We start from the raw sequence: 21421 nt of genomic DNA on the forward strand, positions 1-21421 counted from the left end.
GCGAGTGCCGCAACTTTACGTGAAATGGCCTCAGTTGCGACGCAATGGAACGGTCATTAAAATGTCGAATCTGCGCTTTCCTCAGGGAACAGACATGGTGCACCTTTTCCGGACTTCGCTCGGTGTGATGGCGCTCGCCGCGGCCAGTGTCGGCCTTGGTGGCGGGGCTCTGGCCGCCAACGGTCCGTTTCTCGCGCACCAGGCGCTCTATGACCTCAGCCTCGTCAAATCGCGCTCCAATTCGGTCAACAGCGCACGCGGCCGGATTCTTTACAACTTCACGGGCAGCGCCTGCGAGGGCTACACCTCCGAGTTCCGTCAGGTCTCCGAGCTCGACAGCGGCGAGGGCAAGGTCACGCTCAGCGACCTCCGCTCCAATTCCTGGGAGGACGCCGCGGGAAAGAGCTACCGCTTCAAGATCGAAACGCGCATGAACGAGGCGGATGCCGGCCGCGTCGACGGCTCGGCCGAGCGCGACGGCGACCATATCAATGTGAAGCTGAAGCTGCCGGCACCGAAGACCTTCACCCTCGACGGCAAGATCGTATTCCCGACCGAGCAGATCCAGCGCATCATCGCCGCAGCCAAGGAGGGCAAGTCGCTGCTCGAGCTCTCCGTCTATGACGGCTCCGACGACGGCCAGAAGGTCTACAACACGCTGACCGTGATCGGCCAGCCGATCCCCGCCGACCGCGCCACGCCGTCCGATCCGTCGATCTCGGACGAGCATATGAAGTCGCTGAAGCGTTGGCCTGTCACCGTCAGCTATTTCGACCGCGACGCCCAGCAGAAGGAGGGCGAGCAGACCCCGGTCTACGCGATGTCGTTCGAGCTCTACGAGAACGGCGTCTCGCGCCAGCTCGTGCTCGATTACAACGATTTCGTCATCTCCGGCGCGATGGGCAAGTTCGACGTGAAGGACAGCAAGCCCTGTAATTGAGGGGCAGTCTCTCTTCCGTCAATCCAACGGGTCCGCGCGAAGCGCGGCCCGATGACAGGCTCCGCGAAGCAATCCAGAGTCCGTCCGCGGGAAGATTTTGGGGTGCTTCCTCGCTTCGCTCCTCGCAATGACGGGGCTGGCTCTCCGCTTACTCCCCAGCTACGCTCGACAACCACGGAACTCAGGGAGGCAACCCGATGCCCAAGCTCGACCATCTCCGCCCCAGCGGACTGCATCACAATCCCGCTTATTCCCACGTCGTCACTGCCACGGGTGCGCGCACGATCTACATCTCCGGCCAGGTGTCTGTGGACGAGGAGGGGCGGATCGTCGGCGAGGGCGATATCGCGGCGCAGACGACGCAGGTGATGCAGAATCTCGGCCTCGCGTTGAAGGCGGCCGGCGCGAGCTATGCGAATATCGTCAAGATCACGACTTTCGTGGTGAACTACAAGCCGGAGTTGCGTCCAGTCATCGGCAAGGCTCGCTCCGCCTTCTTCGAAGGCATGGAGCCGCCGGCATCGACGCTCGTTGGCGTCTCCGCGCTCGCTGCACCGGAGTGGCTGATCGAGATCGAGGCGGTGGCCGTCGCGGATTGACTCCGTAGCCCGGATTGCGCTGCCAGCGTAATCCGGGCTACGAATGCTTCGCTTCTGACATCTCTCGTAGCAGCACCATCGCTTTATCGGCCAGGTCGGCAGGCACGAAGAGAGATCGTGATGAAAGGCCGACACGGCGTTCACGCTGATGCCGGCTTCGGCCAGACGCGTCGTGATTGCAGCCAGGAAGCCCACCGCATCGAGCGCGGAGTGAACTGACAAGGTGATCAGGCGCGATGGAAATTCATGGCGTAGTCCGGCGCGTTCGGCCTCCTCGTGCAGGATCACCAGCGTTGTTCCTTCGCGCTCCCGGAACGTCAGCATCGGGTGAATGGTGGCTGGAATGCTCGCACCCGGTGCAAGCGTGCAAAACACGAAGATGCCGTCCAGGATCTCCGGCTTCATGCTAGTCAGCAGTGCGTCGAGATCGCGTTCGCCTGTCACGGTGCCAGTCCCGAGATCGTTTGAGCGCCTGCGAAGCTATCTGCGCCAGGGGCTGTAGAAGTCACAAGCAACATACCTTTGTATATCTCCTCTAATCCTTCTCATGCGCTGACCTTACGCTGGTACAATTGAGCGACGGCGGCAGATTCTTACAATTCGAGTCCGCTCGGGTCACTGCGAAGAGGCTCAAATGAACGTCGTCATTCGGAAGCTCAACGGCTTGTGGCACCTCATCGTCGGGTCTTGTCAGATCCGAACGCCGTTCCTGGAAACCCAGGATCGACAGTTGGTCGTTCAGTATGCCCGGCGCGCCTATCCGGGTGCACGGATCTTCGAACGCGACTGACTAAAGCAGACTAGATCACTCCTGCGCCTTCTCCGGCCCTTCATACGCAATGCCGCGGATCACCGCGGTGCTGCCGAACTTCTTGCGCAGGCTGTCGACCGCACGTTCGGCGTGAGCGGCGCGGCGGTCGAGCATGTCGGTGTCGTCGCTCGTTGATCCCTCGCGCAGCGCGCTGACGCCGGCGCCCATCAGGCGGAAGGCGGTGCCGTCGATCTCTTTCGCCAGCATCTCGCGGCAGATCGAGAAGATCTTTGCGGCAAGCTGCGTCGGCGCTGCGATCGACTGCGAGCGGGTGCGCTGGCGAAAATCGGCGGTCTTCAGCTTCAGCGTGACGGTCGAGCCGGCAAGCTCGCTGTTCTTGAGCCGCGACGACGTTTTCTCGCACAGCCGCCACAAGATCTTCTCCAGCGTTGCGAAATCGCGGATGTCGGTCTCGAAGGTGGTCTCGCTGGAAATGGTCTTGGCGCCGCGATCAGGCTCGACGCGACGGTCGTCGATGCCGCGCGCGAGCCGCCACAGCCTGCGGCCGTCGCTCGGAAACTGCCGCATCATCTCGATCTCGTCGGCCTTCTGCAGGTCGGCGATGACGCGGAAGCTGCGCTGCACGAGGCGTTCCTGCGTGGCGGGGCCGACGCCGAAGATGAAGCCGACCGGCTTTTCCGCCAGCATCGAACGCGCTTCCTCCCGATCGAGCGCGGCAAAGCCACGGGGCTTGTCGAGATCGGAGGCGATCTTGGCCAGGAACTTGTTGCAGGACAGGCCGACCGAGACGGTGATGCCGATGTCGCGCTCGACGTCGCCGGCAAAGCGAGCCAGCACCTTTGCCGGGATCATGCCGTGCACCCGTTCAGTGCCGGAGAGATCGAGGAAGGCCTCATCGATCGAGAGCGGCTCGACCAGAGGCGTCAGCGCCTGCATGGCCTGCCGCACCGCGCGGCCGACCCGGACATATTTCGCCATATCCGGGCGGATCACGGTCGCATGCGGGCAGGCCTCCAACGCCCTGAACATCGGCATGGCCGAGCGCACGCCATAGGTGCGCGCGATGTAGCAGGCGGCCGATACCACGCCGCGTTTCCCCCCGCCGATGATGACGGGCTTGTCGGCGATTTCAGGGTTGTCGCGCTTCTCGACCGCTGCGTAGAAGGCGTCGCAGTCGATATGGGCGATGCTCAGGCCTGCCAGTGCGCGGTGGCGGACGAGGCGAGGGGATCCGCAGGCGGAACAGCGTCGCACCCCCATATCCAGGTCGGCCAGACAATCCCGGCAGAAGCAGCGGGGCCCGGCCGCCTCTGGGTCGCTCACGGCACGTCGCGCTCCCAGGAGGGGTCGCCGAGCGCGTCGCCGAGGACCTGCCGCGCTGCGGCGACGTTGGTCGGATGCAGTTCCGCGGAGCTGGCAAAGGCCTTCACCGTGGCATCGTCGCGCAGCACGAAATCGAGCACGCTGAGCAGGAAGTTCGGGTCCGCGGCGGCATTGCGGAGGGTCTCCGGACCGACCCCCGTCTCGGCCAGGAACAGGCCCAGCCGCTCGGGCTCGCCGGCGATGAAGGACAGGGCCTGAATCGCAACGATTTCAGCGACTTCGCGGGGGTTGTGAACAGGCTTTTTCACGGGGACGGTTTGCCTTTCCGTTAACTTTCGGTCTCTAATTTGGAATCATCATGCCCGAGTCTCGTCCTCAAGTCTTCCGGCCCCAGACAAGCAACTGGAAACCACACTGCAGAAAGTCGGCCCTCGGGTTTAACGAAACTCAAGCGAATCTGAGGCTAGTTTGAATCCAGTTTTCGAAACGCCGGGAAGCGGCGTCTGAGGCGTCACATGTACCGGTCCTTCGGACCAATCAGGAGGGCGGGATGGCTAAGACCGTCCTGATCGTGGAAGACAACGAGCTCAACATGAAGCTCTTCCGCGACCTGTTGGAGGCGCACGGCTACCAGACCACAGGCACCAGCAACGGCTACGAGGCGCTCGACCTCGTTCGCAAGATGCGGCCCGACCTCGTGCTGATGGATATCCAATTGCCGCAGGTCTCCGGGCTCGAGGTGACGCGCTGGATCAAGGACGATCCGGAGCTGCGTACCATTCCCGTCGTCGCGGTCACGGCCTTCGCGATGAAGGGCGACGAAGAGCGCATCCGCGAGGGCGGCTGCGAAGCTTATTTATCCAAACCGATCTCGGTCGGGAAATTCATTGAGACGGTCCGGCGTTTCATCGGATAGGAAGTGAGTTCACAGTGTCCGCGCGTATCCTGGTCGTCGACGACGTCCCCGCCAACGTCAAGCTGTTAGAGGCCCGCCTCTCCGCCGAATATTTCGACGTGATGACCGCCTCGAACGGCACCGAGGCGCTGGCGATCTGCCACCGCGCCGAATGCGACATCATCCTGCTCGACGTGATGATGCCGGACATGGACGGTTTCGAAGTTTGCCGCCGCCTCAAGACCGATCCGGCCACGCATCACATCCCGGTCGTGATGGTTACCGCGCTCGACAGTCCCGCCGACCGCAATCGCGGGCTGGAAGCGGGCGCCGACGATTTCCTCACCAAGCCCGTCTCTGATGTCGTGCTGATCGCGCGCGTGCGCTCGCTGACGCGGCTGAAGATGATGACGGATGAGCTGCGCATGCGCGCCATCACGTCGCTCGAGATCGGCATGCAGGCGCCCGAGCGCAGCGCCGTCGCCGATACCGGCAAGGGCGGCCGCATCCTCCTGGTCGACGACCGCGAGTCCTCGTACGAGCGGCTGGCGACGATCCTCGCCGCCGAGCACACCATCGACGTCGAGCCGAATCCGACTGAGGCGCTGTTCCACGCCGCAGAGGGCAATTACGATCTCCTGATCGTCTCGCTCGACCTCAACAATTTCGATGGCCTCAGGCTCTGCAGCCAGGCGCGCTCGCTGGAGCGCACGCGCCACGTGCCGATCCTGGCGATCGCCGACCCCGAGAACTCGACGCGGCTGCTCCGGGGCCTGGAGATCGGCGTCAACGACTATTTGCTGCGCCCCATCGACAAGACCGAGCTCCTGGCGCGCGCCCGCACCCAGATCCGCCGCCGCCGTTACACCGACCATCTGCGCGACAACGTGCAGAACTCGATCGAGATGGCGATCACCGATGCGCTCACCGGCCTGCACAATCGCCGCTACATGGAGAGCCATCTGGCAACGCTCGCCGAGCAGGCCGCGACCCGCGGCAAGCCGCTGGCGCTGATGATCCTGGACATCGACTACTTCAAGTCGATCAACGACAATTACGGCCACGATGCCGGCGACGACGTGCTGCGCGAGTTCGCGGTGCGCGTGCGCAAGTCGATCCGCGGCATTGATCTGGCCTGCCGCTACGGCGGCGAGGAGTTCGTCATCGTGATGCCCGAGACCGATCTCCACGTCGCCGGCATGGTCGCCGAGCGCCTGCGCCGCTCGATCGCGGGCGAGCCGTTCGCGATCCACAAAGGGGCCAAGCGCATCGAGGTCACGATCTCGATCGGCCTGACCACGCTGGAGCAGAAGGGCGAGGCGGTCGCCGACGTCCTCAAGCGCGCCGACACCGCGCTCTACCGCGCCAAGCACGACGGCCGCAATCGCGTGGTGTCGCACGCGGCGTGAGCGGCCGCCCGCAAAGTTTGCGAAAACAACCCCATGCACAGTAGCCGGCGCGAGCCGGATCAATGGGTTACGCAGGTGGCGCGATGGCTTGCGTCGGCGGCAGCGTCATTTGACCCGTCGGGCAAAACAGGAGCATATTGGTAGGGTCGCGGCGGTGCCACAAACGCCGCTGTCATTCCCCGCGAAAGGCGGGGAATCCAGTACGCCGCGGCGTCTCGGTTCCAGCCTCGCTGTCTCGGAATACTGGATCACCCGCCTTCGCGGGTGATGACACCGAATAGGGCGGTGGCAGTGATCATTGTGGCGCGCGCTTGCGCCCCTTCACCTGCTTCACCGCATCGCCGCCCACATCCACCCCCGCATTCCGCAACAGCACCTTCGCAGCTTCCTTCGCGGCCCTTGCCATCGCGGGGTCATCACGCACGAGGTCCTGCGCGATGGAGCCGTCGACCAGCAGCACGAGCTGCGTCGCGAGCGCCTCAGCGTCGCGAACGCCGAGCTCGGTCAACCGCTCGCGAAACCAGAGGCGGCGGCTTTCCTTGAAGGCGATGGCGATCTTCTTCACGGCGCGGTCGGCGGGGCCGAGCTCGGCGACCGCGTTGACGAACGGGCAGCCGCGAAAATCCTTGGCCGCAAAGCGCCGCTCCAGCGAATCGAAGGTGGCGAGGATCTGCTCGGCTGGCGGCTTGTCGGAAGGGCGTGCGCTTACGAAGCGGCGCTCGAGGTACGCCGCGATCAGGGCGTCCTTGGACGGGAAATGGTTGTAGAGCGTGCGCTTGGAGATGCCGATCTCGGCCGCGATGGTGTCGACGCCGATCGCGCGAATGCCTTTCAGATAGAACAGCTTGTCGGCGGTCTCGAGGATCCGCTCTTTCATCGTCTGTGGTTTGGGCGGGGGAGCCATGCGGTGGCGCTTGTCCTGTTCGCTTGACAGCATCCGGCGTTCATAGCCTAAGTAAACAGGTCTGTGTAACCAAAATCAACGGCAAAAGCAGACGTCGGCACGCGTGCCGCGCCCAAAAGGGAGAAGAAGAATGCCCCTGTTGCAGGTCCTGCGTCCGACATTGCCGATCCTGATCGGCGCCTCGATCATGCTGACGCTGAGCATGGGGCTGCGGCAGTCGCTCGGCATCTTCATGCAGCCGCTGACGCATGACATTCACATTTCGATCTCGGATTTCACGCTGGCGCTGGCCGTGCAAAACCTTGCCTGGGGCTTCCTCCAGCCGCTCGCCGGCGCGATGACGGTGCGCTACGGCTTCCGTCCGATCATGATCGTGGGCGCGCTGATGTACATCGTGGGCCTCGCGCTGATGGCGACCGCGCACGGCATGATCAGCATCATGATCGGCGCCGGCGTGCTGATCGGGACGTCGCTGGCCTGCACCGCAGCGGCGATCGCGATGTCGGTCGCGGCGCGCGCGGTCCCCGAGACGGTGCGCTCCACGGTGCTCGGCATCGTCTCCGGCGCGGGCTCGCTCGGCGCGCTGCTGTCGGCGCCGATCGGGCAGATGCTCAACGAGGGCTTTGGCTGGCGCATCGGGCTGGCCGGTTTCGTCATCATGTCGGTGCTGATGATCCCCGCCGCATGGTACGCCGGGCGCGTCGACCAGATCCCGCTGCCCAAGCCGGCGGCCGACGAGATCGACGATGCCACGGCCGCGACGGCTGCGAAAACCGCGTTCGGCAACGTGTCCTTCGTCGTGATGACCTGCGCCTATCTCGTCTGCGGCATGCAACTCGTCTTCCTGACCACGCATCTGCCGTCCTATCTTGCGATCTGCGGCCTCGATCCGATGCTGAGCGCGCAGACGCTCGGCATGATCGGCGGCTTCAACGTGCTCGGCTCGCTGTTCTTCGGCTGGGCGGGCCAGCGCTGGAACAAGCTGGCGCTGCTTGGCGGCATCTACATCCTGCGCTCGCTGGCGCTCGCCGGGTATTTCATGCTGCCGGCGACGCCGTTCTCGACGCTGCTGTTCGGCGCCATCATGGGCTTCTTGTGGATGGGCGTCGGCCCGCTGGTCGCCGGCGCGGTCGCCGAGATGTTCGGCTTGCGCTGGCAGGCGATGATCCAGGGCCTCGCCTTCATGAGCCACCAGATCGGCAGCTTCCTCGGTGCCTATGGAGGCGGGCTGCTCTACGACGCGCTCGGCTCCTACACCATGGCCTGGCGAATCGGCGTGGCGCTCGGCCTTGCCGGCGGCATCGTGCAGGTGGCGTTCGCGCTGGTCAGGCGGTCGCAGCCGCCGGTATTGCGGACGGCGTAAGGCGAGCGTGCGCTTGCTATCGTCAGCTTGCGAGGTTCGAGCGGACGCCGCGTTGGTTGGTTCGTGATGGGCCGCTTGCGGGAGAGGTGAACGAGCCGCGGCAATCGATTCAACCTGAAGTCATTCCGCCCTAGCCGGATAGGGCAAGACACGATGAGATTGGATCAATCGCCATCGCGCTTCAGGTTGTTGTATGCGCAGACGCGGCGCCATCGTGTTTGCTCCCCGTTCCGACACGTGCGGCTTGGCCACCTGTTTCGGCGCATCGACATTTGTGGTTGCGCAATCGAAGATTGAGGCGACCACTGCCCAATCGATTGGCCATGGCGGTCAGGAGAAAGTGGAGCACGTCAATTCGTTCTCGTGCCCCGGACGCAGCGCAGCGCTCGAAGCGGAGCGGCTGGGCCTGATATCAAACCGCCGCCCTTCGAGGGCCGCTGAAACCTCAGGGGCCGCCAAAAGAAAACGGGGCCCGCAAGGGCCCCGCAAAACTTCAACGCTTCGCCGATCTTACTTGATCTTGGCTTCGCGGAATTCGACGTGCTTGCGCGCGACCGGATCGTACTTCTTCTTGACCAGCTTGTCGGTCATGGTGCGCGAATTCTTCTTGGCGACGTAATAGAAGCCGGTGTCGGCCGAGGACACGAGCTTGACCTTGATGGTGACCGCTTTGGCCATGTTCTGAACCTCAGAGAATTGGGGAATCTCAAGCCGGCCAATCGGCCCGCGTTGGCCGGCAACCTAGCCAGAAACCGCCTGATGTCAAGGTTTTACGCCCGGAAAACCGCTCAAATCGGCCCGATCAGGCCTCGAAGAAGCGGTTTTTCGGCCGCGGCAGGCCCAGATTCTCCCTCAAAGTGGCCCCTTCATACTCTTTGCGGAAAATCCCGCGCCGCTGCAGCTCCGGGACGACCTTGTCGACGAAATCGTCGAGGCCGGCGGGGAGGAACGGGAACATGATGTTGAAGCCGTCGGAACCGCGCCCGACCAGCCATTCCTCCATCTGGTCGGCGATCGTTTTGGCGGTGCCGACGAAGGACAGCCCGCCATAGCCGCCGACGCGCTGGGCGAGCTGACGCACGGTGAGCTTCTCACGGGCGGCGAGATCGATCATGCGTTGGCGGCCGCTCTTGCTGGCATTGGTCTCGGGGATCTCGGGGAGGGGGCCGTCAGGATCGAAGCCGGAGGCATCGGTGCCGAGGATGACGGAGAGCGAGGCGATGGCGCTGTCGTAATGCACGCGGCTGTCGAGGAGCGCGCGCTTTTCCTTGGCTTCATCGACGCTGTCGCCGACCACGACGAAGGCTCCGGGCAGGATCTTGAGGTGCTCCGGATCGCGGCCGACCTTTTCCATACGGCCCTTGATGTCGGCATACAGCTTCTGTCCGTCGGCGAGGCTGCCGCCGCCGGTGAACACGGCTTCAGCCGTTTCGGCGGCGAGCTGCTTGCCGTCTTCGGAGGCACCAGCCTGCACGATCACCGGCCAGCCCTGCACGGGGCGGGCGATGTTGAGGGGACCGCGCACTTTGAAGTATCTGCCCTTGTGATCGAGCACGTGCATCTTCGCGGGATCGAAGAACAGGCCGCTCTCGACGTCGCGCACGAAGGCATCGTCGGCGAAGGAATCCCAGAGGCCAGTGACGACGTCGTAGAACTCGCGGGCGCGCTTGTAGCGCTCGGCGTGCTCCATGTGGTCGTCGAGGCCGAAATTCAGCGCCGCGTCCGGGTTCGAGGTGGTGACGATGTTCCAGCCTGCGCGGCCGCCGCTGAGATGGTCGAGCGAGGCGAAGCGGCGCGCGACGTGATAAGGCTCGTCGAAGGTGGTCGAGCCCGTCGCGATCAGGCCGATGCGGTCGGTGACCGCCGAGAGCGCCGACAGCAGCGTGAACGGCTCGAACGAGGTCACGGTGTGGCTGCGCTTGAGCGCGTTGATCGGCATGTTCAGCACGGCGAGGTGATCGGCCATGAAGAAGGCGTCGAACTTGCCGGCCTCGAGCTTTTGGATCAGCTGCTTGATGTGGCCGAAGTTGAAATTGGCGTCGGGCCAGGCCCCGGGATAGCGCCAGGCGCCGGTGTGGATAGAGATCGGGCGCATGAACGCGCCAAGCTTGAGTTGCCGTTGTGCCATCGCCCCGTATCCGTTCTGGGTGTCGTTCGCAAAGACATAGGCACGCCTGGGAACTGCGCCATTGGGGGAGGCGGGAAGAATTTTTTGTTTTTCGATCAACTCTCAGCACGTTCGCGTCATTCCGGGGCGCCGCGTCGCGGCGAGCTACGACGCGCAATTGCGCATCTGAGAATCCATCAAGCCGTAGACCCTGAGAGAAACTACTGCCCCTGGGCCCTTTGATCGAAGGCGCTCAGCACGGCGAGCGTCATCGCGGTGACACCGGTCTGGATGGTCGGTTTCGGCACCGGGGCAAATTGCGGCGAGTGGTTGCCGGGAAGTGGCGGAGCGCTGCCGTTACGCGCGGCGGCGACGCGGTCGGGCTCATAAACGCCGATGTTGAAGAACATCGAAGGCACGCCGGCGTTGACATATTCCGAATAGTCTTCGCTGGTCGTGTTCGCAGGGCTGACGTTGAACTTGTCGCCGAAGGCCGCTTTCAGCACCCGCTCGGCCTGGCCGACGACAGCAGCATCGTTCACCACCGCCTTGGTACCCTCGTCGAGATGGATTTCGGGCGCCGGCGCATCCGCCATCGCCGCCACCGCCTTCGCCGTCCGCTCGATCCCGGCTAGCATCCTCGCGCGCACCTGCGGCTTGAAGCTGCGGATCGTGCCGATCACCCTGGCCTCGTCGGGAATGATGTTGCCGGCGGTGCCGGCATGGATCGCGCCGATGGTAACAAGGCCGAATTCGGTCGGGTCCTTCTCGCGGCTGATCACGCTCTGCACGTCGACGACGAAGCGGGATGCCATCATCACGGGATCGATGGTCGCCTGCGGTATCGCGCCATGGCCACCGCGGCCGACAAATTTGATAAAGAGCCCGTCGACATTCGACGATCCGACCCCGACCCTGTAGGTCACGGAGCCGTAGGCTCCACTGCCGTCGTGCAGGGCAAATCCCGCATCGGGCTTCGGAAAGCGGGTGAACAGGCCATCGGCGATCATCGCTCTTGCGCCCGCGACCTCTTCCTCGGCGGGCTGCGCAATGAACATCAGCGTACCGTGCCACTGGTCCTTGATGCCGACCAGGGTTTTCGCCGTGCCGACCCAGCTCGCCATGTGGATGTCATGGCCGCAGCTATGGGCGACGAACGTCTCGCGGCCCTGCCAGATCTGCTTGTCACGGCTGGCATAGGGCAGGCCGGTCTTCTCCTCCATCGGCAGCGCATCGAGCTCGGTACGAACCATGATGGTGGGACCGTCGCCGTTCCTGTAGAGGGCAACAAGGCCGGTCTTGCCGACGTGCTCGGTGACCTCAAAACCAATCGCACGCATCTCGGCGGCCAGTTTCGCCGCGGTCTTCTCCTCCTGGAAAGCAATCTCGGGATGGGCGTGGATGTCCTTGTAGAGCGCGTCGAGCTTCGGATACTGGCTCTCGAAGGAAGTCTCGATGGTTTGCTTCAATTTGGCGACGTCGAGCTCCGCATGGGCAGGCGGCGAGAGCAGGCCGCACAACGCCACGGAAGCGAGCAGAGGCCTTACGAACCGCGTCATCCGATCCTCCAGTCGTTCAAGCGCCCTTCACCTAGCACATCTCGTCGTATCTTGCCGCAATGGAAAATGGAAGAACGGTACCGGCGCATCGCGGCGGAGCGGGGCCGGTCGCAAGGCGTCGGACGCGCCTCATCGCACCAATCCGCCCTTCGCCCCAACCAAGCCAAAACCTGTGAGGAGCCCCGACATTGCAGGCACAATGACAGTGGATGGCGGCATGATTCGCATCGACCGGCCCATGCCCTGGGTCGCCAGATCGTAATCACCAGACAATTCGGCCTGTTGAATATCCGCTCATCGCGCGATCTCGCCGACTATCACTTCATCAGCATCACCGACGACTATGATACGGATCTGACCACCGACGACGTCAATCTCTGCGGCAACAAGGGCACCGAGCCGATCACGCTTCAGACCTTCACCAGCGAGGAGGCGGACAAGCTCGCAAACGAGCTCGGCCGCATCCTTAAGCTGCCGGCGCGCGACTATGTCGGCTCCGAGCCGGATGAGAGCTGATCAAGGCCTGGTTGCGACCCGCTCCGGAAATTGTCATCCTCGTGGCCGAACAGCGCGATGGAAGGCCATGACCTCTGTGAATAATCCCATTCCCGCGCTTCTGCCGCGCGGCAAGGGCCACCAGTTTCTCTTGTACGGCGACTCCTGTTCGGGCGTGCCCGGTGCCTTGCACGAAAGGACCTTCGCTTCGGTCAATGCAGTCGTGCAGCGCCTGAAGCCGCAGCCTGATTTCATTCTCTTTCCGGGCGATGAGATCATCGGACTCACGCCGGACCCGGACGCTCTGCGTGCGCAGTGGCGTTACTGGCTGGATACGGAAATGGCGTGGCTCGACCGTGCGGCTATTCCGATCTGGCACACCACCGGCAACCACACGACCTACGACGCGATGAGCGAGGCGGTGTTTCGCGCAGTGCTGGACCTGCCGGACAATGGGCCGCCCGACCAAGCCGGACTCTCTTACTACGTACGGCGCGGCGACCTTCTGATGGTGTTCGTCAACACGCTCTGGAGCGGCCTTGGAGGTGAGGGCCATGTCGAGCTGGCCTGGCTGGAAGCGACGCTCAGAGACCACGGTGATGCCCGACATAAGCTCGTCCTGGGCCATCATCCGGTGTTTTCCATCAACGGCTTTACCGGGACGTATCAGCGCGAGATCGGCCACGAATACGGCCGCCCGTTTTGGGACATTCTAGTGAAGGAGAATGTGCTGGCTTATCTGTGCAGCCACATCCTGGCGTTCGATGTCCAGGCGCATCGTGGTGTCCTGCAGATTTGCACGGCGGGCGCAGGGACGGCGCACAGGATGCCCGAGGGCGTCGAGTATCTGCATTGCGTTCAGGCCGCGCTCGACGAGGAAGGCCTGCGCTATCAGGTGCTCGATATCGATGGCGTCGTCAGGGAGAGGCTGCAATGGCCGCTGCCCGATCCCGCCGGGTGGAGAGAGTTGCGGCTCGGAGATGTCGAAGCACCGTTCAAAGGACAAGTGAAGAGCGGACGCCGGATCGAGCTGAGGCTTGCGGGGCAAAGCGCTGCAGCCGACGTCGCAACGGCTCAGACGATTTTCACGGCTTTCGAACCTGGTTCGATCGCCCCGTTCTGGCTGGGGCTTCGGGGACCGCGGCAAACCCTGACGGCCATCGTGGGTGGTCAGCCAGGGCGAAGCCCGACCTATTGGTTCGGACCTGATCTTCCGCCGGGCGAGGGTTTCGATATCTACGCCACGATCTACCCTGATATGGGCCCCGGCGGTCTCTTGTACCGCCGGCACGACTGCACGCGCTGGTCGTCCTTCACCTCCGCGACGGCGCGGGGGCTGGAACAGCTGTCGTGGCCCCGGCATTGGGCAATCGGCCACGGACAGGGCGGCCGCGAAGACCGTCCCTTCAGAGGTGCGGCGTTGAGTGTGCTCATCACGCCAGAGGGGTGCTGATGACGGCGCGCCGAAGTGCGGCGACATCCGTCATGTCAGCTCAAAATATCCTTCTGCATCTTGCCGCCGTAGAAATGGAAGAACGGCACCGGTGCGTCGTGGCGGAGCGGACCGGTGGCAAGGCGGGTGTGGAGCTCGTTGAGCACGTTGCGCGTCATCGGGTGCAGATCGGCGAGCGGCTTCGAGCCGAGCTCGACCCAGACCAATTCGACCAGCTCGGCATCGGCATGGATCACGCCTTCGACGCGATGGGTGATCGCGGAAGCATCGGCGGTGAAGAAGCGCGTGTCGAAGCGCTTGACGCGGCCGGGCGGAGTGATCGCGCGCGCGATCAGGAACAGGCCGGAGGGATCAGGCAACAGGCCCGCATCCGCGAACGGCTTCCAGGGACCCTCGAGCTTTGCCAACTTTCCTTCCGCCTTGCGGCCGAGGCAAAGACCGGTCTCCTCGCAAGCTTCGCGGATCGCGGCAATCGCCAGCGACTTCGCGCGCGAGGCCGGTGTCTTCGGGCTGCCCTTGGCGAGATTGGCCTCCAACTCCGCGGTGATGGGCGCCGCACACGGCACGCGATGATCGGCCTTGTCGACTCGGCCGCCGGGAAAGACGAATTTTCCCGGCATGAACACCACCTTGTCATGGCGCTTGCCGACCAGCACTTTCGGCACGGCGCCGCTGCGATCGACCAGGATCAGCGTCGCCGCATCCCTCGGGCGGAAATAGGGATGGTGGTCGGCTTCCTTCTCCTCGTGAACCCTGGCCTTCTCCGCAATTTGCGCAATATCCGTCATGTCCTCACCCGAACTGTTCTTGCTTATTTTGCTTACACTGGCGGAATACCATCCGGAGGGTTCTCGTCAAACCCGTGCATGCGCAGAGCCCATTGCAAGCCGACCACAGCTCCCTTGACGGGCTGCAACAGCGCGAGCGAGGCGACGAAGGTGAAGGGTAGATAGGCAGCGAAGCTGAGCCAGACCGGCGTCGAATAATTGGTCTCGATCCAGAGGATGGCCGGCACCACGATGTGACCGACGATGACGATGACGAGATAGGCGGGCAGATCGTCGGCGCGATGCGGCGTGAAATCGAGACCGCATTTGGCGCAATCGTCGGCAGTCTTCAGGAAGGCGCGGAACAACTTGCCCTCGCCGCAGCGCGGACAGCGGCCGCGAAAGCCGCGCTTCATGGCCGCCCACACGTCGCGCTTCTCGACGAGACCGCTCTCGCGCGTCCAGATTTTTGGGGCCGTGCTCGTGGTCACCATGCCTTGCCCTTCTTGCCTCTTCCCTTGTTCTTTCCTTTGGCGTTCCTCTCCTTGCCGGACTTCTGCTTCTCCGGCTTGCGTTTTTGCTCTGGGCTGCGTCCGGGACGAGCCTTTGATGATTTGCGCTGCGGACGGAACGGCCGGCGCTCGCGTGGGCCGCCCTCGCTCTGTGACGACAGCAGCTCGAAGCGCAACGCGCCGGCGATTGGGGCTGCTTCGACCAAGCGGACGTCGACTACATCACCGAGCTGGTACATGGTGCCGCTGCGCGTGCCGACCAGCGCGTGACGGCTCTCGTCATAGTTGAAATATTCCGTGCCGAGGGATCGGATCGGGATCAATCCGTCGGCGCCGGTCTCGCTGAGCTTCACGAACAGGCCGGCGCGGGTGACGCCGGAGACGCGGCCCTGGAAACTGGCGCCGATGCGGTCGGCGAGGTGATGGGCGATCAGGCGATCCACGGTCTCGCGCTCCGCCTTCATCGCCCGCCGCTCGGTCAGCGAAATATGCGCGGCGACTTCGCCGAGACTTTCCGGCGTCTCGCTGTCGGGCAGGGCGCCTTCGCCGAGGCCGAGCGCGCGGACCAGGGCGCGGTGCACGACGAGATCGGCATAGCGGCGGATCGGCGAGGTGAAATGCGCATAGCGGCGCAGGTTCAGGCCGAAATGACCGTAGTTCTCCGCGGAATATTCCGCCTGCGCCTGGGCCCGCAGCACCACCTCGCTGACCAGCGGGTAATAGTCGTGGCCTTCGAGCTGGGCCAGCACGCGGTTGAACATCGTCGGACGCAGCGCGCCCGATTTGGCGAAGGGGACGTCCAGCGTATCCAGGAACTCCGCGAGCGCGTGGACCTTCTCCAAGGTCGGCTCGTCATGCACGCGGTAGATCAGCGGCAGCGATTTCTTCTCCAGCATCTCGGCCGCGGCGACATTGGCGAGGATCATGAACTCCTCGATCAGCTTGTGCGCATCGAGCCTTTCGGGGATGACGACGCGGTCGACCGTGCCGTCGCTCTTCAGGAGAATCTTGCGCTCGGGCAGGTCGAGATTGAGCGGATCGCGCTCGTCGCGGGCGCGCTTGACGCAAGCATAGGCGGCGTAGAGCGGCTTCAGGATCGGATCGAGCAGCGGGCCGGTGGTGTCATCGGGCCGACCCTCGATCGCAGCCTGCGCCTGCGCGTAGTGCAGCTTCGCCGCCGAACGCATCAGGATGCGGTGGAAGCTGTGCGAGCGTTTCCGCCCGTCCGGGCCGATCACCATCCGCACCGCGAGCGCGCCGCGCGGCTCGCCCGGCACCAGCGAGCAGAGATTGTTGGAGATGCGCTCGGGCAACATCGGCACGACGCGGTCGGGAAAGTAGACCGAGTTGCCGCGGTCGAGCGCGTCCCGGTCGAGCGCGGTGCCCGGGCGGACGTAGAAGCTGACATCGGCAATGGCGACGTTGACGATGAAGCCGCCCTTGTTGTTGGGATCGTCATCGGCCTGCGCATGCACCGCGTCGTCGTGATCCTTCGCATCCGGCGGATCGATGGTCACGAGCGGGACGTCGCGCCAGTCCTCGCGTCCCTTCAGATTGGCGGGCTCCGCGGCTTCCGCATCGCGCATCGCGGCGGAGGAGAATTGCAGCGGGATGTCGTGGGCGTAGATCGCGATCAGGCTGATCGCCTTCTCGGATTTGACCGAGCCGAGCTTCTCTTTCACGCGACCTGAGGCGAGGCCAAAGCCGCGCGAGCGGACGATGTCGACGCTGACGAGGTCGCCGTCCTGCGCGCCCTGGGTGTCGGTCTTCGCGATGTTCAGCTCGCGGTCGGCGAACTTTTTGTCGACGGGGACGAGCCGCCCGCCGCCTTCGGGAAGGCTGCGGAACACGCCGAGGATGCGGCTCTTGGCCTTGTCGATGACCTTGATGATGCGGCCGCGATAGGCGGGGCCTTCTGTCTCGTCGGTGCGCTCGACGCGTAGCAGTGCGCGGTCGCCGACGCCGGCGGCGGTGCCTGGCTTGGGCCGGCGCGGCATTTCGATGAGGATCTTTGGCGGCTCGCCGCTCTCGACCTCGTCCCATTCGGCGGGGGAGGCGATCAGCTCGCCGTCGCTGTCACGGCCGGTGATGTCGGCGAGCAGGATGGGCGGCAGCGCGTCCGGCTCCGAGACCTTGTGGCGCTTCTTCTTGATGATGCCGTCGTCGGCGAGCTCGCGCAGCATGCGCCTGAGCTCGGCGCGATCGGCGTTCTTCAGGCCGAACTCGCGCGCAATTTCGCGAGTGCCGACCTTTCCTGGATTTGCCTTGATGAAGGCGACGATGGCGTTCCGATCGGGAAAGCCATGGTCATTCTTGCGTTTCACTTAACCTCTAATTCTTGCCGGCACTCTTCTTGGCCGGAGCCTTGCTGGCGGTTGCCTTGGTCGGCGACGTCTTTGCCGTCGACGACACGGCGGCGCGCGCCTTGCTGGTGGATTCGGTTTTCGATTTGGCCGCGGCTTTCTTCGCGGCCGGTTTCTTCGGCTTTGGCGCGGCGTCCTCGCTGTTCGCAGCCTTCTCCGCAGCTTTCTCCGCAGCTTTCTTGGCCTTGGCAGGCTTGGCTGCCTTCGTTGCCTTGGTCTTGCCGCCGCCCTTGGCCGCGCGCTCGTCGATCAGCGCGATCGCCTGCGGCAGCGTGATCGCGTCCTTCTCGATCTCGCTCGGGATCGTCGCGTTGACGCCACCGGCGGTGACGTAGGGTCCATAGCGCCCGCTCTTCACGGTTATGGTGCCGAGCGAGGGATGATCACCGAGCGCCTTGCCGGGATCGGCGCCGAAGCGGCGGCTCGGGCCCTTGGCGGCTTTTTCCGCGATCAGCGTCACCGCGCGGTTGAGGCCGATGTCGAAGACCTCGTCGCCGGCTTCGAGACTCGCATAGGTCTTGTCGTGCTTCACGAACGGCCCGAAGCGGCCGAGCCCGGCGGTGATCGGCAGACCCGTCTCCGGATGCTTGCCGATCTCGCGCGGCAGCGACAACAGCTTCAGCGCGAGCTCGAGGTCGACATCGCTGGGCGAGGTGCCCTTCGGAATGCCTGCGCGCTTCGGCTTTTCGCCTTCCTCGTAATCCTTCTGCTCGCCGAGCTGGATGTAGGGGCCGAACCGGCCCGCCTTGAGCCAGACATCCCGACCGGTGTCGGGGTCCTGGCCCAGCGAGCGGTCGGCGGCAGCCTCGCCATCGGCGGCGAGCTGGCGGGTGTAGCGGCATTCCGGATAGTTCGAGCAGCCGACGAAGGCACCGAACTTGCCGGCCTTGAGGTTCAGCCGGCCGGTGCCGCAGTTCGGGCACTGCCTGACATCGCCGCCATCGGCGCGGGGCGGATAGATGTGCGGCCCCAGCATCTCGTCGAGAACGTCGAGCACCTGCGCGACGCGCAGATCCTTGATGTCGTCGACGGCGCCGATGAAGTCGCGCCAGAAATCCTTCAGCACCTGCTGCCAGGAGATCTCGTTGTTGGAGATACGGTCGAGCTGTTCTTCGAGCGCGGCGGTGAAGTCGTATTCGACGTAGCGGCTGAAGAAGCTCTCCAGGAACGCGATCACGACGCGGCCCTTGTCCTCGCCATGCAGGCGCTTCTTCTCCAGCTTCACGTAGCCGCGGTCCTTCAGGACCTGGAGGATCGAGGCATAGGTCGAGGGCCGGCCGATGCCGAGCTCTTCCATGCGCTTGACCAGGGAAGCCTCGGAGAAGCGCGGCGGCGGCTCGGTGAAGTGCTGGGTGACGGAGAGGCTCTGCCGTTTCACGGCCTCGCCCTGGCTCATCGCGGGCAGGCGGCGTGCATCCTCGTCCTCCTCGTCGTCGCGGCCTTCCTGGTAGAGCGCGAGGAAGCCGTCGAACTTCACGACCTGGCCGGTGGCGCGCAGCTCCAGCGTCCGGCCGCCGGCCTTCGCCGTGATGTCCACCGTGGTGCGCTCGAGCTCGGCCGATTCCATCTGGCTCGCGATGGTGCGCTTCCAGATCAGCTCATAAAGCTTCGCCTGATCGGCATCGAGCTTGCGGCTCATGCTGTCGGGGCGGCGCGAGAGATCGGTCGGGCGGATCGCCTCGTGCGCTTCCTGGGCGTTCTTGGCCTTGGCCTGGTACTGGCGCGGCGCATCCGGCACATAGGCGTTGCCGTAATCCTCGCCGATCACCTTGCGGGCCTGGGTGATCGCCTCGGGCGCGATCTGCACGCCGTCGGTACGCATATAAGTAATGAGTCCGGTGGTCTCGCCGCCGATGTCGATGCCCTCATAGAGGCGCTGGGCGATGCGCATGGTGTGCGCCGGCGCAAAACCGTATTTGCGGCTGGCCTCCTGCTGCAGCGTCGAGGTGGTGAAGGGCGCCTGCGGATTGCGCCGGGCGGGTTTTGCATCGACCGCCGTGACGGCGTAGGTCGCCAGCTCAAGCGCCTTCTTGAAATCCTCGGCTTCCGCGCCGGTGCCGATGTCGAGGCGCTGGATCTTCTTGCCGTCGGCGCCGACGAGGCGGGCCTCGAAGGCTTCGCCGCGCGGCGTGAGCAGGGTCGCGATCAGCGACCAATATTCCCGCGGCACGAACTTCTCGATCTCGAGCTCGCGGTCGCAGACGAGGCGTAGCGCCACCGACTGCACGCGCCCGGCCGAGCGGGCGCCGGGCAGCTTGCGCCACAGCACCGGGGAGAGGGTGAAGCCGACCAGATAGTCGAGGGCGCGGCGCGCCATATAGGCGTCGACCAGCGCGCCGTCGATCTGGCGCGGATGCTTCATCGCGTCCGAGACCGCCTGCTTGGTGATGGCGTTGAACACCACCCGCTCGATCTTCTGATCCTTCAGCGCGCGCTTTTCCTTCATCACCTCCAGCACGTGCCAGGAGATGGCCTCGCCCTCGCGATCAGGGTCGGTGGCGAGAATCAGGCGGTCAGCACCCTTCAGCGACTTGGCGATCTCGTTGAGCCGGCCGGCCGCCTTGGGGTCGACCTCCCAGATCATCTTGAAATTGGCGTCGGGGTCGACGGAACCGTTCTTCGCCGGGAGATCGCGGACATGGCCGAACGAGGCCAGAACCTCATAGGACGAGCCCAAATATTTGTTGATCGTCTTGGCTTTCGCCGGCGACTCCACAATGACGATATTCATTTAGTTCCAGTGTCTTACGGGAAAATCTGGGGCCGAAAACGAAAGGACTCGGGTCGGCCGTTTCGACCCGAACATGGGTGGTGAGCCGGCCCCTGTCAAATCGGGGGCTGTTGAAACCCGCTGGAGTGGGCAAAATTTCATATCGAGAAAGTTGCAAAATACCACCTTGGAGTTGCGGTGCATGTCGACGTAATGTTTCCGCGGGGCATGGATTCGGGTGGGGTCTGGTGACTAGGCCAGGAAAGAAACGGGCGCGCACCGGATCAGGCGCGCGGGTGGGCTCGCGTCACGAGGAACCGGGAGAGGGCGGGGCAGATGAGGCGGTCGCCTTCATCGCCGAGCAGGTGGCTGTCTTGCGCAAGCTCGCCGAGCGCCACAAGCTCGATGTGCTGCATCATCTCCTGGGGATGACGCAACTCGAGGCCGATGAGCATCTGCGGCTGCGGACCAAGCGCAAGCTGTCGTGAGCAGTCCGGCCAATATCGCCCTGTCATCCTTGTGCGCGAGTGGCGCGATGCCAGGCATCGCGCCGGAAGCCTCGAAGAATGAACGGCCGAGGTGCCAGCCGGGCCGTCACCCTTCGAGGCTCGCCGAAGGGGCGAGCGCCTCAGTGTGACGGTGACCGATAAGAGTACGCTGAAGCAATCCAGACGGTCTCGGCGGAAAGACTGGATTGCTTCGCTGCGCTCGCAATGACGGTGTCGTGGCAGCGCACCGTCATCCCACTGACCGCCGGCGCAGTGCCGGCCGCGGTTTCACCATCGTGTCCGCCGGGCTGAGCAGGCGGCCGTCCTCGGCGCGCATTTCGAGCTTCTTCACCGGGCGGCCCTTCTCGCGATCGACCAGGATCGTCGCGATCTCTTCGGGGTGGTCGTCGAACTCCTCGCTCCATTGCCGGAGCGCGACCAGGATCGGGAAGGTGCCGCGTCCCTTCGGCGTCAGCACATACTCTTGATATGCGCTGCCGTCGGAGGCGGGGGCGGTTGCCAGGATGCCGTGATCGACCAGCGCGCGCAGCCGGGCCGACAAAATGTTCTTGGCCATGCCGAGCTTGCTCTGGAATTCGCCGAAGCGGCGCAGGCCGAACAGCGCTTCGCGGATGATCAAGAGCGACCACCAGTCGCCGAGCGCGTCCAGCGAGCGCGCGATCGGGCAGGCATCGCTCTCGAAGCTCGTTCGTTTCACCATCGTCCTCTGTCCTGTCGCGTTCGCACGGCGCCAGCGCCGAT

20 protein-coding genes and 1 pseudogene are annotated in these 21421 nt (G+C 64.3%); 9 read left to right on the forward strand and 12 right to left on the reverse strand.

The genetic code is table 11. The features are described from left to right. Window positions 1-94 precede the first annotated feature (94 nt). Both EAV90_RS09570 and EAV90_RS09575 read left to right on the forward strand, forming a co-directional pair. Entirely contained in the window at window positions 95-940 is an 846-nt protein-coding gene (locus EAV90_RS09570; RefSeq protein ID WP_160118821.1) for a cell envelope integrity EipB family protein, read from the forward strand. Window positions 941-1137: 197 nt separating this feature from the next. Beyond that, window positions 1138-1539 (forward strand): RidA family protein, encoded by a 402-nt coding sequence (locus tag EAV90_RS09575; RefSeq protein WP_122402861.1) that lies wholly within the window; start codon window positions 1138-1140, stop codon window positions 1537-1539. 37 nt (window positions 1540-1576) lie between these two features. On the opposite strand, the pseudogene EAV90_RS09580 reads toward EAV90_RS09575, so the two are convergent. Continuing rightward, window positions 1577-1983 (reverse strand): annotated as a pseudogene (locus tag EAV90_RS09580) (ACT domain-containing protein). A gap of 190 nt (window positions 1984-2173) precedes the next feature. On the opposite strand from EAV90_RS09580, the gene EAV90_RS39365 reads away from it, so the two are divergent. After that, complete coding sequence (locus EAV90_RS39365) at window positions 2174-2329, forward strand: hypothetical protein (RefSeq protein WP_008548553.1); 156 nt, start codon at window positions 2174-2176, stop codon at window positions 2327-2329. Between the two features lie 15 nt (window positions 2330-2344). Here the strand turns inward: EAV90_RS39365 and EAV90_RS09590 are convergent, their stop codons facing one another. Further along, a complete protein-coding gene (locus tag EAV90_RS09590) occupies window positions 2345-3634 on the reverse strand; it encodes a DNA polymerase IV (protein WP_122402862.1) in 1290 nt (429 codons plus the stop codon). Continuing rightward, window positions 3631-3942 (reverse strand): DUF3572 domain-containing protein, encoded by a 312-nt coding sequence (locus tag EAV90_RS09595; protein WP_122402863.1) that lies wholly within the window; start codon window positions 3940-3942, stop codon window positions 3631-3633. Before EAV90_RS09595 ends, EAV90_RS09590 begins: the two co-directional genes overlap by 4 nt. A gap of 242 nt (window positions 3943-4184) precedes the next feature. On the opposite strand from EAV90_RS09595, the gene EAV90_RS09600 reads away from it, so the two are divergent. Together EAV90_RS09600 and EAV90_RS09605 are read left to right on the forward strand one after the other, a co-directional pair. Further along, the gene (locus tag EAV90_RS09600; protein WP_027573612.1) at window positions 4185-4550 is read left to right on the forward strand and encodes a response regulator; all 366 of its coding nucleotides are present in this window, start codon (window positions 4185-4187) and stop codon (window positions 4548-4550) included. Between the two features lie 14 nt (window positions 4551-4564). After that, window positions 4565-5938 (forward strand): PleD family two-component system response regulator, encoded by a 1374-nt coding sequence (locus tag EAV90_RS09605; RefSeq protein WP_122402864.1) that lies wholly within the window; start codon window positions 4565-4567, stop codon window positions 5936-5938. Between the two features lie 295 nt (window positions 5939-6233). Here EAV90_RS09605 and EAV90_RS09610 read toward each other — a convergent pair whose 3' ends face one another. Next, the gene (locus EAV90_RS09610) at window positions 6234-6842 is read right to left on the reverse strand and encodes a TetR/AcrR family transcriptional regulator (RefSeq protein ID WP_162500585.1); all 609 of its coding nucleotides are present in this window, start codon (window positions 6840-6842) and stop codon (window positions 6234-6236) included. Between the two features lie 130 nt (window positions 6843-6972). Between EAV90_RS09610 and EAV90_RS09615 the strand changes: the two genes are divergently transcribed. After that, window positions 6973-8205, forward strand: coding sequence for an MFS transporter (locus EAV90_RS09615; protein WP_122402866.1), 1233 nt, complete (start codon window positions 6973-6975; stop codon window positions 8203-8205). Between the two features lie 510 nt (window positions 8206-8715). On the opposite strand, the gene rpmG is transcribed toward EAV90_RS09615, so the two are convergent. The 3 genes from rpmG to EAV90_RS09630 all read right to left on the reverse strand — a co-directional run bounded on the left by rpmG (window position 8716) and on the right by EAV90_RS09630 (window position 11871). Further along, the gene (gene rpmG / locus EAV90_RS09620) at window positions 8716-8883 is read right to left on the reverse strand and encodes a 50S ribosomal protein L33 (RefSeq protein ID WP_007603295.1); all 168 of its coding nucleotides are present in this window, start codon (window positions 8881-8883) and stop codon (window positions 8716-8718) included. 124 nt (window positions 8884-9007) lie between these two features. Continuing rightward, window positions 9008-10333 (reverse strand): LLM class flavin-dependent oxidoreductase, encoded by a 1326-nt coding sequence (locus EAV90_RS09625; protein ID WP_122402867.1) that lies wholly within the window; start codon window positions 10331-10333, stop codon window positions 9008-9010. Between the two features lie 200 nt (window positions 10334-10533). Continuing rightward, a complete protein-coding gene (locus EAV90_RS09630; protein ID WP_122402868.1) occupies window positions 10534-11871 on the reverse strand; it encodes an amidohydrolase in 1338 nt (445 codons plus the stop codon). 282 nt (window positions 11872-12153) lie between these two features. Between EAV90_RS09630 and EAV90_RS09635 the strand changes: the two genes are divergently transcribed. Together EAV90_RS09635 and EAV90_RS09640 are read left to right on the forward strand one after the other, a co-directional pair. Beyond that, a complete protein-coding gene (locus EAV90_RS09635) occupies window positions 12154-12387 on the forward strand; it encodes a hypothetical protein (protein WP_244607980.1) in 234 nt (77 codons plus the stop codon). 67 nt (window positions 12388-12454) lie between these two features. Then, window positions 12455-13819, forward strand: a complete 1365-nt coding sequence (locus tag EAV90_RS09640; RefSeq protein WP_122402869.1) for a metallophosphoesterase family protein — start codon at window positions 12455-12457, stop codon at window positions 13817-13819. A 35-nt stretch (window positions 13820-13854) separates the two neighbouring features. On the opposite strand, the gene EAV90_RS09645 is transcribed toward EAV90_RS09640, so the two are convergent. Genes EAV90_RS09645 through topA form a run of 4 tightly spaced genes read right to left on the reverse strand, consistent with a single transcriptional unit; the run spans window position 13855 to window position 20192 of the window. After that, window positions 13855-14607, reverse strand: coding sequence for an NUDIX hydrolase (locus EAV90_RS09645; protein WP_122402870.1), 753 nt, complete (start codon window positions 14605-14607; stop codon window positions 13855-13857). A 32-nt stretch (window positions 14608-14639) separates the two neighbouring features. Continuing rightward, the gene (locus EAV90_RS09650; RefSeq protein ID WP_122402871.1) at window positions 14640-15080 is read right to left on the reverse strand and encodes a DUF983 domain-containing protein; all 441 of its coding nucleotides are present in this window, start codon (window positions 15078-15080) and stop codon (window positions 14640-14642) included. After that, window positions 15074-17422, reverse strand: a complete 2349-nt coding sequence (gene rnr, locus EAV90_RS09655) for a ribonuclease R (RefSeq protein WP_122402872.1) — start codon at window positions 17420-17422, stop codon at window positions 15074-15076. The genes EAV90_RS09650 and rnr overlap by 7 nt, the downstream gene beginning before the upstream one ends. A 7-nt stretch (window positions 17423-17429) precedes the next feature. Then, window positions 17430-20192, reverse strand: coding sequence for a type I DNA topoisomerase (gene topA, locus EAV90_RS09660; RefSeq protein WP_122402873.1), 2763 nt, complete (start codon window positions 20190-20192; stop codon window positions 17430-17432). 227 nt (window positions 20193-20419) lie between these two features. Between topA and EAV90_RS09665 the strand changes: the two genes are divergently transcribed. Continuing rightward, the gene (locus EAV90_RS09665) at window positions 20420-20659 is read left to right on the forward strand and encodes a hypothetical protein (protein WP_122402874.1); all 240 of its coding nucleotides are present in this window, start codon (window positions 20420-20422) and stop codon (window positions 20657-20659) included. A gap of 250 nt (window positions 20660-20909) precedes the next feature. Here EAV90_RS09665 and EAV90_RS09670 read toward each other — a convergent pair whose 3' ends face one another. Further along, window positions 20910-21380, reverse strand: coding sequence for a winged helix-turn-helix transcriptional regulator (locus EAV90_RS09670; protein ID WP_122402875.1), 471 nt, complete (start codon window positions 21378-21380; stop codon window positions 20910-20912). Window positions 21381-21421 lie beyond the last annotated feature (41 nt).

It is taken from the genome of Bradyrhizobium vignae (assembly GCF_004114425.1).
Taxonomy (GTDB): domain Bacteria; phylum Pseudomonadota; class Alphaproteobacteria; order Rhizobiales; family Xanthobacteraceae; genus Bradyrhizobium; species Bradyrhizobium vignae.